The organism is Candidatus Melainabacteria bacterium, assembly GCA_003963305.1.
Classification (GTDB): domain Bacteria; phylum Cyanobacteriota; class Vampirovibrionia; order Obscuribacterales; family Obscuribacteraceae; genus PALSA-1081.
In genome coordinates, this window is sequence record RXJR01000004.1 from 115,078 (window position 1) to 127,283 (window position 12,206).

Consider the following 12,206-nt stretch of genomic DNA (forward strand, 5'->3'; position numbering starts at 1 on the left):
CAGCAAGTCGAACCCAGGTAATCGCCTGAAGCAAGAACCTATTTGGTCTGATCGTTGACTGTCGTCGATTGATACGGAATTGCCCAGAACGGCACTTCAGTATGATTGTTGCGAATCATGCCGGGTACCTGTCTCAAACCACGAGCGACAAAGTGCTGGTTGTTCTCTTTGTTGACGACATCAATCATCTTGCTGATGTTGACCGAGCCCCAACCGGTTGTGGCATCCCATCCAGGACCAGCGCTGTAGCCCTTAACGCCCTCGTCGGTATTGTTGCCGATAGTGACGTCGCGGTAAACTTCCGGGTTCGATTTGCCGAGTCTGTACAGGGTTGGATTCCAGAAACCAGTTGGTTTGCCGGTTCCCTGACTGACTACCGCAGCGGCAACAGCTTCAGCCGGGGCTGACGCACTTGTACCACCGATTGCTTGCACGCCGTCATCCGTAAATGTGTTCCATCCACTTCTAGGATCGCCGTTGGCAGCAATGTCCGGAACTCCTCTGCCCTTGAAGGCTGGATTGTTCATATTGTCGGGCATCTTCACGCCTTCCTGATAATCAGGCACAGGCGTCTTCAACGATCTGCCACCGCCTGTGGCGCCGTTGCCTGACCAAACCTTTTCAGAACCATAAGTGCCGTCCGGCTTGAGAATCAGCTGCGTGCCACCAACACCGGTGAAATACTTGAGACCGGCTGGTTGGTCTACAACCTGCTTCTTGCCTCTCCATCCGTCACCGGCACCATTATCGCCGGCTGCGACTGTAATCGTAATACCCTTGAGAGCAGCTCTCTTACCGGCGTCTTCCATAGCAGACAGAGCCTGGTCAGTCCAACCGGGTTCATACATGCCCCAGCTGATGCTGGCGTGACTGATTTGACTTTCACCGGCTTTCGGGAAGGTCATGCGATCGATACCGTTAGGCATACCGGTGTCATCGTTCGGAGCCTGAATCATCACTGTCTTGGCTTTGGGCAATCCCTCTTTATGGATTACGCCATCGAGGGCATTTTCTCCGTTCGCACCCTGTGGATCAGGTGTGGGAGCTTCCTTGGCTATATTTACGGTTTCGAAAGTCTTGGGGTCAATTCCCTTCGACCTGAGATAATCGTTCCAGCCTTCAGGCATAGTGCCACCAAGTGACAGGAAGCCTGTGGTCATGCCTTTTCCATCGAATTTCGGATCAGCGCCGTAAGCTTTCATCACTTCCTGCGTATCGACCGGTCTGGCACCGCTTGCCTGGGGCTTTGGAGCCGCTTCAGAAGCGACGAGACCATCTCCCATAGTTCCACCTAGCTCTGGCGGCAGATCAGAAAGTTTCACATAGTTCGTATGGAACTGCGGTCTATTGTCCAAGCCCAGAACGCCACGAATGTGCGGTGCAACTTCTGTCGGAACCGAAAGTGTGCCGCTTCGTCCGCGGAAGAGCTCACCATTTTCGCCCTGGAATTGTTGGAGAGTAGTTCCAAATGCCTTCTGCATTTGCTCGGCGCTGCCTTCCAACACAAAACGTCCGGAAGCTTTGGTCTGATCAGTGATAGACAAGTTATGGTCAGCAGCAAACTTGTGCACTGCTTCAGCTGCGACCGGATCCGTTCCGAATTTCGCTTCGATTTCGGCATCCGTCAATGGTTTAGCACCATTAGCGATGCGCTGAATATAACGGTCCATCAAAAACTCTGAACCCTTGGTTTTAGCCAGAACAGTGACGGCAATATTGTCGGCACCCTGAACATCGCCTACCAGGCTCGCTTTAGGTGCGGGTCGGTCGGTGTAGAGAAGATTTGCTCGCTCACCTTCGATCTTGATATTGGAGGCAAGATTCAAGCTTCTCGCACCAAATCGTTCAAACGATGTGGCATCGACAGCATTGGCGGCGGCAACGGCCCCGGCTTCAGAGCTGAGTCCTGGAATTTTGAATGAGGTTAGTTTATTGTTGACACCATTCCAGAAGTTGTTCTTAGCTTCAGCGAAGCCATCCAGGCGTTCGGTCATCATCAGCTTGTTGGCGGCACCTGCGCCGAGTCGATAACCACCCATGGCAATCACTGAGTTAGTCACGAACGCTCCGCCGGCATCGCCGAGTTCATTGCCGGCAGCGTTCAATTCGCCCATGGTTTTGGCATTTCCAGCCTTCGAATAAGCGTCCCCAATGGGTTTTGCAGCTTCGTACATGAAATAGCCGCCGATTGCAGCTCCAGCAATAAGCCCGGCTGGTCCACCTTTTGGCAGAACGGTTTTGAGCACAGCTCCCAGGGCGGCTGACTCGCCAACCATGATGGCGGTATCTAGAGGATGAGCAAATGCGTCCGCCCCGGCCTTGAGTACCCCCTCGGGCAAGTGTTCCAGACCCTTTGCAGTGACGTCGGCATAACGCGTCAACTTGCTGGAAGGAGCTGCTTTACTATCGTCAGGGCTAAATGCTTGCTGCCCTAAAGCTTGTCTGGTGGGGTCATTCTGAGCTACTGGGATCTTGTCGTTCGGGTTATCGCCAGGCATTTGACATTCCTCATTCCAATTAACGACGCGCGGAAGCTAAAACCCGGGTGGGCTTTATTGTTTGCTGTTTCGCGAGGGTTGAGACCGCTATTGAAAGAATAGTCGTCAAGGGCTTACGTGTACATTGGTGGAAATACGCACCGGCCTGGTTATCAGAGCTCGAAAAGCCCACAGGGCGGTGGAACCTTTCTTAAATCTTTCATTTAATCTAGACCGCAGGCCAGACCAAAAGAGCTCAGGTTTCAGCGATGATACGACTTTTGATATTAGAAACACGCGAACCGCGATCCAAATCCCAACTGGCGCATGTCTTTGCCATACCTTCTTCAAACGGTATGCGATCAACATAATTCAAGTCGCGTTCAGCTTTGCTGATATTGAAGCCTTGGTTGTAGCCAGCCAGGCGTAATGCTGGTCGAGAGTACTGACACAGAACATTCTTGATTGGAGCCGGTGAAACTGAAGCCAGAATGCAGGCGCTATCAACAAGGAAATGGGCAAACCATTCAGGAATATAGATCGTGCACCGCGGCAGCCCAAGCCCGTCAGCGATAGTATCGAACAACTTGCGCTTGCTTATCTTCTGCCCGTCTGTAAGATTGTACGTCTCACCGAATGCTTTCTCGCACAGAATCGCAGACATAATTGCTCTGCATAAATTTCCGACGTAGATGACGTTAGTATCGAGTTCGCCGGTGCCTACAAGCATGGCTCGGCGACCCTTCAGCATGCTGATTACACGCGGCATCCAGGCCCGTTCGTTCGGTCCATAAATGAATCCTGGTCGCAGTACCGTCACCTTGATCTGTGATGAAATTTCCGGTGACAGAACAAGCTGCTCTGCTTTGATTTTCGAATTAGCGTAAGCTTCCTTCGACTGCATGTATGGCGCGTCTTCACGCGCATCGAAGATGTGAGTCGCACCCATGATTACAGACAAACTGCTGATATGGATCAATTGTTTGACACCAGATGCGATGGCAGCTTGCGCCACTGATCTAGTTCCGTCCACATTCACCACGCTCAATTCTTCCAGTGTGGCCATAGGCGCAATCGAGGCTGCCGTATGTATGACAACCGACACACCGGTCATAGCCTCGCTCAATTTGTTTTGATCGCTTAACTCTGCGCTGATTATTTGAAAATTAGGAAACTTGGCCTGTAACTCCAATAAGCGACTGCTTTGACTGGTGGGACGAATTAATCCAACCACGCCATAACCTGCCAAGAGGAGCTGTTCAACCAGGTGGGCGCCCACCAAACCGGTCGCTCCGGTAACAAAAACTCTGGTTGATGATGGCGGGATCACTGAGGAAACCTGGTGCATGAGCGATTATTTATTGCCGCTTGTTGGCATATTACTAATGAGCAGCGACACGTAGGACTTTAAACTACAGTCTGCGATGTGATCAATAGGAACTTTTGAGATGATGAAAAGTCATCGGATTAGAGATTGATCGCAAAGTCCTCCGGCAGCGTTTTGGGATAATGACGTGAGATCAAGAGAGGGGAAATCCGTTATGCGCTTTCGCAGAAAGCTAGGCTACCTGTTGGCAACATGTGCAGCCGCCATCACTCCGGCGTTCGCGGCACCCGTCTGCAACCTCGATAATGAAGCGGCAGAGAAACTCAACTTACCAATTTATGAATGGACCGACCCGAGTGTTCCGAACAAAGGAACGATCGTGGCGATTCACGGTCTGACATTTTACGCAGCCGCTTATGATGATTTCGCCAAGCACTTAGCCGAAAAGGGCTATCGCGTCTATGCCGCCGACATGCGCGGCTTTGGACGATGGAAGGAAGAGTGCAAGAAGTTCGGCGGCGATGACAAAATTCATTTCACCCAGAGCACAGAAGACATAGTTAAGCTTCTTACCTTTCTAAACAATCGCGACGGAGAAAAACCTATTTGTCTGGGAGAGAGTCTGGGCGCAAACCTGGCTTTAACAGTCGCTGCAGAGCATCCAGACCTGGTGCAATCAGCCATAGTCAGTGCTCCCTGCGTGAAAACATGCGTACATCCAACTCCACGCTGGGCAGTTGATTTCTGGAAAGGATTAGCTCATCCAAACAAACCACTCAATTTGGAAAGATACATCGAACCATATCTTTCCAACAACAAAGATCTTACAGCCGCATGCATGGCTGATCGTAAGATATGCCGCAGCATGAGCCCCGTCGAATTAATCAAAGCCGATAAAACAAACAAAATGGCTATTGCACAGCTTGAGTCGATACCAGATACACTGCCGTTATTGATCATGGCAGGAAAAGAAGACCAAGTGGTAAAAGCGAGTGCGCTACCAAAAATGGTGGCACGTTTGAAAACCAAAGACAAAACTCTTCATGTCCTTCCAAAGCATGGGCACTTGATGATCGAGCATCAAAAAGTAGACACCACGGTAGCTCAAGTGATTGATACCTGGCTCGATAAACGCCAACCGCCCGTAATGACTTTGTCGAAAAGTCTTTAAACCAGATAGATGCCGTCTCCCCTGCCGACCCGCTTGGCCAGCACACTAGGGTTTCGTCGCAGCACAGTCCTAACAATCTTGCGGGAAGTATTTCGCGAGTTTCTAGAGCACGAGATACTGACACGATGCGCTGCTATCGCATTCTATGCCATGCTGGCGTTTGTACCTTTGCTGGCTGTTCTTTTAGCCATATCAGTTCAGCTATATTATGTGTCTTCATTTCTGCCACCCGAGCTGCGCTGGGTTGAAGTCCAAACCATCAATGAATTGAAACGCGGACTGAGCACAATCATTCCTGCCGACGCTTACGAGGTGGTGCAATTACAGATCGAAAGAATGCGTGCAGCACACCCTGTAACAGTTTTATCGATCGGATCGATACTTTCATTGTGGGTCTCATCATCACTGTTCATGTCCATTATGGATGCACTGAATCGGATTTATGGTTTTCGAGATCGACGTTCGTACTGGCAACGCAGAGCTCTAGCCATGCTTATGACACTGGTACAGTCTGTCTTTGTACTCGGCTGCCTTGCTTCCATCGTTGCCTGGCCTCAGTTTATGTCCAGGCTTGGTCTGGTAGGAATTACATCGATGATCGTATCAACATTGCATATGGTGGCGGCATTTGCGGTAACTCTGGTGAGTTTCGCTCTTACCTTCCAAATTGGTCCACCCTCCAAACAACGAATGTTCTGGATTACTCCCGGCAGCTTCTTCGGTGCCGTAATTTTCATCGCCATCTCATTTGGCTTTAGACTTTATGTTCAGAACTTCGGTGCTTATGACCGCGTCTACGGCTCTCTTGGCGGGGTGATGGTGCTTCTCCTGTGGTTTTATCTTACTAGCGCCGTGATTCTGGGTGCTGCAGCAACAAACAAAGTTCTTGAAGTTGCGCATGAGCGGGGACCGCATAGCTGAATTAAGAAAACAGGTTCGCATTTGCATCCGGGACTATCAGCCAGTTGAGCACTCCCGGAATCGCCACTGCCAAAAGCAGTAACGTAGCGCCAAGCAAAAGTTTTCGGCAAGCGTCCACCTTGCTTGTCGACATGCAGAAGCCTTGAACGAGGCGGATGATTCCATTGAGTGCACACACGCCCTGCAAAGCACAGGCAAACAAATTGAGAGCAGCCTCAAGATTAGCCATATTGTTGACTCTGACGGTGCCTGCTGTATTGACGCCATCAATCACGGTGGCATCAGTGACGGTGGCATCAGATGTGGAAGCTTCTGATTCCATTTGCGGTGAGATCGTTCCGTTGGTCGCCCCCTGCAAGGAGGGCGCAGCATTTCCTGAAATCCCGGCAGGCATTGGAGCCGGCGCGGCTTGTTGGGCCCGAGAGAACATGGCACGGCGAGCTACAGGACCTGCGGAAGGGAGCGGTTGTGCAAAAATCCTCTTGTCTGTTACGAAAGGAGCGTCATCAGCCAATGCAGCACCAGCAGCACCGGCGGCAACAGCACCAGCAGCCGGGGGAGCACCACCTGCGGAATCCTTTACTGCATGAGTATTGGCACCGACGACACTATAAAAATTGCGCTCCAAGCCCTGATATTCGTAGTCACTCTGCAATTCCATTACAACTGCGCCGGTCACAGGAGTGACGACCCGGTACACAGTGCCGAGCGTGACAGCAGTATCGACCTGACCCAATTCGGCGCAACGTCGTGCCTCGTCTGCGGCCCAGATGGTCGATAGCCTGCTTGCCACTGGGAATTCATAGTTAGTCAGCGAGTTATGCTTGTTGGGCAACTTCTCGCGGACGACTTCATAACCAGAACCATTCGATGCGACGTTGTTAAAGAAGCTGGTCAAATCTTCGGCAACCGAACTACCTTGTTCTATGCTTCGAAATTCAGGGCTGGCAGCGCGGCTCCATGAAACAAGTTCGGTCTTCGCCTGGTTTTCTTGATCGTCAAGTTTGTAATCGTAGATATTGAGTCGGTGGTCGCCCGCTACCAACAGCTGCTGAAGCAATTCAGTATCAGCAGGATAGAAAACGGGTTGGGCTCCATGAATCCAAACAATAGATGAATGAAGATCACGGCCAATGAACCTTTTCGCGGCAACCAGGGCCCTGGCGTCATCTACGCCGCCACCATACTCGACGCTGTCCAGACGTGAAATTGCTTGATCGAGCGAGAGACTCTCTACATCATCTCTATGATCGGCAAGAAAGACACGGGCGGAAATTCGCTTCGGAATCGATGAAAGCGCCTTCTTCAGCTGGTTCCGACTGCTTGCCGCAGCGCCCGAAGCATCTATCACAATCGCCATTTTGCCAACATTGTCCGAGGTTTTGACTAACTTTTCAGAAATTATCATGTCTTCAAGCGAGTGAGTAGCGCGGGCGGAGAAACCGCCAAAGTCCGATGCTCTGTGTGCGATGAACTGATAGCTGTGAGCAATTCCAGGCTGAATCTGCCCAGTGTAGACAAATCTGCTACCGGCACCACTCAATTTTCCTTCATTTGCATTGGACGTAATTGGTGCATTACTTTCAAGAGATATAGAGGTTTTCGCATCTGCAACATCAAAGTTGGACGTGATTATACGTGGTGCTATGAAAGTGAAATCACGTTTTGTCCTGGCGTTGAGACCAGATGTGATACCAATGCGCACTTTCATTTCACCGTACTGAGGAACGGGATAGGCTTGCAAATTAATGACCCCACGGGAAGGTTCAGTGATCAACAGGGGGTCGCGATGGCGCTCCGTTATCCACTGATATGCCTGCGTGACGCGCTCAGTTGAATTGAAAGCTGCCTCTTGAGGTTTTCCATTTACCCATAGCGTCACACGCGACACGGCTGAATTTGGCGGTAAGGAAATCTTTGCTTGCGCTTCCTGCACCTTTGCGGTGCTATTTCCGAAAACCATAGTCCAATACGTTACGGACGTAAGCGAATTTGCATCAACATGTCCCGTAATCGAAGATTCAACCATGGACAGCCCGCTCACCTTGGCGTTAGGATCAGCAACCGCCACATTTTGATAAGTATCGATCGGAGCGGCGGACTCTTTGTAAGTCTTTCCTGAAACAAAAAAATACAGCTTCCTGGCTTGAGCGCTATCGATCGGGATAAACGACTCAGCCAGGGATCGGGGTCGTTGGTCGTTGTTATTTCGCGCCAGTATCTCTAGTTCTGGAGCAGCATGGAGATTGTTCAAAATCTCGTAGCCGAAATCGACGCTCCGTGAATCGGCGGATACAGCGAGTTTCTCGCCCAGTGCAATAGCAAGACCACGCAATTCAGGCGTCAAGGTGACAGCAGCCGAGACGAATGCACCAAGCATAGCCGCACAAAATACAGAAAGAGAAATGCCGGCATCGACCTTAAGCAAAAGTTTTCGAGATAACGCCAACGAATAAACAAGTGCAAGTGCGGCAGTCGGCAACACGATGTTCCAATCAGCCCGCGCGCCTGTGGCCACCATTAGAGTGGAAAACAAAAACAGAGCCGAAAGAGACAATCCGCCAGTCAGCCCGTTAAGAAAAGCAAGAAACCGCGGTCTGGAAAGCGATAAATTAATCGCGTTGGCAACGTAAATGCTACAGATGGTACAAATGGTGCCTAAAAACACCCACTTATTAATCGTAGCCGCGTCAATAGCGTTGCGCGCCAGTACTAAACAAAGTGAAGCAGTCATGGAAAGCGGTACCACAAGCCCCCACAAGGTGCTGCTCTTAGGCAGTGGCAACTGATATGCGGTCTGCGAATTGTTTTGCACAACAAACCGGCGGCGTTCTTGCTGAAAGATGGAATGAATGCAATAGAGAAGCAAGATCCCCCAGCCAAAAAACAAAGCAGTAAAAAAAGCAGGCCAAATAATCGACGCTGCTATGATGACCAGCGCGCCGATCGCAAGAAATCTGCTCAGCTGCAAGCTCGAATCAGACACATCAAAGTCATTCCTGGAAAATGAGCCTTCCCAGGCGTTATCACTACTGGACCTGTTGCTCTGTCTGTGAAGCGCATCGGCTCTCAGTTTTGCCAGATCATCGGGCGTAGTGCCGGACTCGTTCTCGCTTGTAATCATGGTGCTTTCCTCAAAATATTGCGCCAGAGAACAAAGCTGTGCGTGCGAAATGATGCACGAGCAGCCTGCTCACAAACAGTGATGCCGAATTAGTAAATTGGTGGGAGGCAGTCGAAACCGACTACTACTTGACTTTAGCCCGCCGAGCAACCCAAGTCAACGCGGGTTTTCACTAGTTCGCTAGCAGCAAAAGGACTGTTATACAGACAGGCGCACCGATTGAGGTCGTTGTCGTGTGGATGCGACAGGCTCGCATGAGATAATATTGCGCAAGGAGAACCTGGGGAATCATGAGCGCGATAAAAGACGAAATCGAAATAGACATACGCGAAGCGACCACCTATGAGTTAGCCGAGCAGGTCTCTGACAAAATTATGGGTCACACCATGCCGCCGGTGCAGCACGACAAGCTCTGGCACAAGTGGGAAAAGAACTTACTTTCCGCGCTGGTTTTACACTGTGCTTTATCCACTGAGGATGATCGTCCTGCCTTTGAAAAGTTGCATCAGTTTCTGCTTTCACCAGAGTTTGGGCGCGATGAGATTTTGAACGCATTGACCAGACCAGAAGAAATCGCGGCTGTGGAAAAGTTTGAATCAAGTCTGGCTCTATCGCCTGCCAAACCGCACGCACCAATTACTAAATTGATGTTGAATCGCTGGTCCGGCACCATTTCTGGTTTACAGAGCCGCATCAATAAACTTCGCTTTGAAGAAAAGTAGTAGACGTCTGCTTAAAGTCAGCGAATAACTACAGACGCATTTTCACACTCGAATGAGACATCGCTTTCCATAAACAACATCTTGAGCAGGTCTCTGTAAAATCCATAGAGTGGAATACGGCGAGCAACTTCATCACGCATAGAATCTCTGTTCAATTTGAAAGATCGATGGGAAGGACCGGCCATATGGTCGATCTCCAGATAGTAGTTGCTGAGCGGCTGCACCTGAATTTCAAACAACCGACCGTGCCAACGCACCACACTCTTAATGGCGCGCCATCCAGTTTTCTTTCGCTCGGAGGGCTCGCACGTTAAGTAGTCCTTGGTTTCGACAAACTCAAGCAACTTATCTGTGGGCGAACTGCCGTTTGCAGGCAAGGCAACAAAAGCTAGCTCGTCGAGTTTCTCCCAGTCGCGGCCAGCAACTGTTACCGCCAACAATTTTTCGTGAACTTTCTGACAGGTCGCATCGTCTTCGCAAACAATTTTGATGCCAAAAATGTCTTTGACGAATTTACTGTACTGACGCAAGTGCTTATCGCGTGAGACAAGCTGATCGATCATGAACAGTTCGTCTGTAACCTTATTCCAAAGCTCTTCTTCAGCCTTGACGCGGCTCGTCAGGCGATTTACTCCCGTATCCAGTCGCCCTGCCGGTAAATATTCGATGAAGTTGGCTGAAAGCTGTAATGGCACCCAATCCAAATCTTTCTTGTAGCGGAAATTATCGAGCATCTGATTTCCCAGATCGATGTCCATCACGGAGAACAAAGTCTCTCTCGTAATGCGTTCGCGAATCAGGAAAGGTCGATCATCGTCATCACCAGGCAGAACACCGATGACATTGCTATGCAGCTCAAACTCGCCCTGCAGCACCACCGACGCCAGCAAGTGCGCCAAAAGGTGAAGGTGCCGTTCACCATCTAAGATGTTCTGCCGAAAAGATTCACGCACACTCAAAATCAAGTCACGATCGAGTTCGATCTTGAGATGCTTGCCGGGATCTGCCTCCTGCTCGGCTTTCTTATCGGCCAGAAAAGCTATAAAACGGTGCAAGACAGGATCATGCATCGCCATCATAAGAGGTGAGTGAACTTGATGCATTTTCGCTCCGAATTGCTCAGCCTAGGCTAGTCTATTCCGAACTAACTGTTTAGTCGAAGCCTTGGCTGTCGATGTTTAAGGAACGTGACTGTAAATTAACGTGATTGGGTGCCGGCAGTAGGACTGATAGCGCCGTCCTTTGAAGCCTGACGCTGGCGCAACGCCGCCGTGACAGGGTCGCTAATCGGACGAGCGGGTCTCTCGAGTTGCACGGGACTATTGATGAGACGAATCAGAGCGACGACAAAAATGACGATGCCCATCCACAAAAATGCCTTCGGACCAAAGGCGAGAAGCAAGGGTATGGGTAGAAAGGTAACGACACAGAGGGTCGTCACGATAGTGTTCAGATGATCGGGCTTTCGCTCAACAGCCGGCAATTTGCTCTTATCAGGAGCCAGCTGGGCGCTCGAATCAGTTGAGGGCGTCGAAACTGAAGTCGAACCTGACGCGCTCAAATTTACATTGGGACCACTAATGGGACCATTCTGACTTGTGCCCTGACCTTCCACAGATGTTCCTCTTTGAAAGCACCAAAAGCATATATCCGAAAGTCCAAAAAAAGAATGAGATAAATACGAATTAGTCTATAAATGGTCTAAGCCAACACCTGTGGCAAAAATTGTGTCAGAAGCGCAAAGATGACAACCGCTTAATAGGCTTTCGGGCGAAAACGATTATCCTAATGACATTTGCCGGTCCCTCCGAGAACCAAACATATGCGCGTTCTGTACATACTAATTTCGGTCCTTCTGGCCCTCGGCAGCAATGTTGCTGCCTTCGCTGAGCAGTACACCGATGAGGAGCTAGGTATCGTCGGCAGCGAGCGAAAGCCGCTTACGTCCATCCAAGCCTGGTCTGAACTGCCCAAGGGCAATGCCAGCTCGATGATGATGAGCGCAGAATATTCAACCCGCATGGGATATGTTGACCAGGCTATAAAGCAAAGCAGACGCGCACTTCAGCGCGATCCGGATGACCTCGATTTGCATATGGCTCTAGCCGAAGCGCTGGAAAACAAAATCAAGACTCAGGACGACCGCGATCCGTATCTCTATAACGAGTGCGTCAAAGAATGGTTGCTGGTCCTACGCAATGAAGTTGGCGACGAATCGGGGCTGACCTGGCACGGGCTTGGGCTTCCGAAGATGCAAACTCTTTATCAAGACAGTGCCCGCGGCGGCGTCGCTAAGCAACATATCCTCGAACTGACAGGGTCGATGCCTAAGCCATGGGAGACAAACACAAAATATCTCAAGAGAATCGCCAAAGACGCTGACGCTCACGTTGCCGGTAAGGTGCTCATAAAACCGAAGACTTCGGCTCATCCTGCTCCGGAAAACGATACGCACTAGCCGGCG

9 protein-coding genes are annotated in these 12,206 nt (G+C 50.4%); 4 read left to right on the plus strand and 5 right to left on the minus strand.

The features are described 5' to 3' along the window. Positions 1–38 precede the first annotated feature (38 nt). The gene (locus tag EKK48_04750; GenBank protein RTL44562.1) at positions 39–2,498 is read right to left on the minus strand and encodes a hypothetical protein; all 2,460 of its coding nucleotides are present in this window, start codon (positions 2,496–2,498) and stop codon (positions 39–41) included. Between the two features lie 235 nt (positions 2,499–2,733). Continuing rightward, complete coding sequence (locus EKK48_04755; GenBank protein RTL44563.1) at positions 2,734–3,825, minus strand: NAD-dependent epimerase/dehydratase family protein; 1,092 nt, start codon at positions 3,823–3,825, stop codon at positions 2,734–2,736. 193 nt (positions 3,826–4,018) lie between these two features. Here EKK48_04755 and EKK48_04760 point away from each other — a divergent pair, with 193 nt between their 5' ends. Continuing rightward, complete coding sequence (locus tag EKK48_04760; protein RTL44564.1) at positions 4,019–4,975, plus strand: alpha/beta fold hydrolase; 957 nt, start codon at positions 4,019–4,021, stop codon at positions 4,973–4,975. A gap of 9 nt (positions 4,976–4,984) precedes the next feature. Further along, positions 4,985–5,896: a YihY/virulence factor BrkB family protein gene (locus tag EKK48_04765; protein RTL44565.1), complete on the plus strand. Its 912-nt coding sequence runs from the start codon at positions 4,985–4,987 to the stop codon at positions 5,894–5,896. A 1-nt stretch (position 5,897) separates the two neighbouring features. Here the strand turns inward: EKK48_04765 and EKK48_04770 are convergent, their stop codons facing one another. Continuing rightward, on the minus strand, positions 5,898–9,020 hold the full coding sequence (locus EKK48_04770) for a hypothetical protein (GenBank protein ID RTL44566.1): 3,123 nt from the start codon (positions 9,018–9,020) through the stop codon (positions 5,898–5,900). A gap of 290 nt (positions 9,021–9,310) precedes the next feature. On the opposite strand from EKK48_04770, the gene EKK48_04775 reads away from it, so the two are divergent. Then, positions 9,311–9,742, plus strand: a complete 432-nt coding sequence (locus EKK48_04775) for a hypothetical protein (protein RTL44567.1) — start codon at positions 9,311–9,313, stop codon at positions 9,740–9,742. Between the two features lie 17 nt (positions 9,743–9,759). Here EKK48_04775 and EKK48_04780 read toward each other — a convergent pair whose 3' ends face one another. Beyond that, the gene (locus EKK48_04780; GenBank protein ID RTL44568.1) at positions 9,760–10,845 is read right to left on the minus strand and encodes a hypothetical protein; all 1,086 of its coding nucleotides are present in this window, start codon (positions 10,843–10,845) and stop codon (positions 9,760–9,762) included. A 95-nt stretch (positions 10,846–10,940) separates the two neighbouring features. After that, complete coding sequence (locus EKK48_04785; GenBank protein ID RTL44569.1) at positions 10,941–11,357, minus strand: hypothetical protein; 417 nt, start codon at positions 11,355–11,357, stop codon at positions 10,941–10,943. 207 nt (positions 11,358–11,564) lie between these two features. Between EKK48_04785 and EKK48_04790 the strand changes: the two genes are divergently transcribed. Further along, positions 11,565–12,200 (plus strand): hypothetical protein, encoded by a 636-nt coding sequence (locus EKK48_04790; GenBank protein ID RTL44570.1) that lies wholly within the window; start codon positions 11,565–11,567, stop codon positions 12,198–12,200. The last annotated feature ends 6 nt before the right edge of the window (positions 12,201–12,206 follow it).

Coding starts and splice junctions, on each gene's coding strand:
- EKK48_04750 (RTL44562.1), bottom strand. CDS start 2,498: ATGCCTGGCGATAACCCGAACGACAAGATCCCAGTAGCTCAGAATGAC.
- EKK48_04755 (RTL44563.1), bottom strand. CDS start 3,825: ATGCACCAGGTTTCCTCAGTGATCCCGCCATCATCAACCAGAGTTTTT.
- EKK48_04760 (RTL44564.1), top strand. CDS start 4,019: ATGCGCTTTCGCAGAAAGCTAGGCTACCTGTTGGCAACATGTGCAGCC.
- EKK48_04765 (RTL44565.1), top strand. CDS start 4,985: ATGCCGTCTCCCCTGCCGACCCGCTTGGCCAGCACACTAGGGTTTCGT.
- EKK48_04770 (RTL44566.1), bottom strand. CDS start 9,020: ATGATTACAAGCGAGAACGAGTCCGGCACTACGCCCGATGATCTGGCA.
- EKK48_04775 (RTL44567.1), top strand. CDS start 9,311: ATGAGCGCGATAAAAGACGAAATCGAAATAGACATACGCGAAGCGACC.
- EKK48_04780 (RTL44568.1), bottom strand. CDS start 10,845: ATGCATCAAGTTCACTCACCTCTTATGATGGCGATGCATGATCCTGTC.
- EKK48_04790 (RTL44570.1), top strand. CDS start 11,565: ATGCGCGTTCTGTACATACTAATTTCGGTCCTTCTGGCCCTCGGCAGC.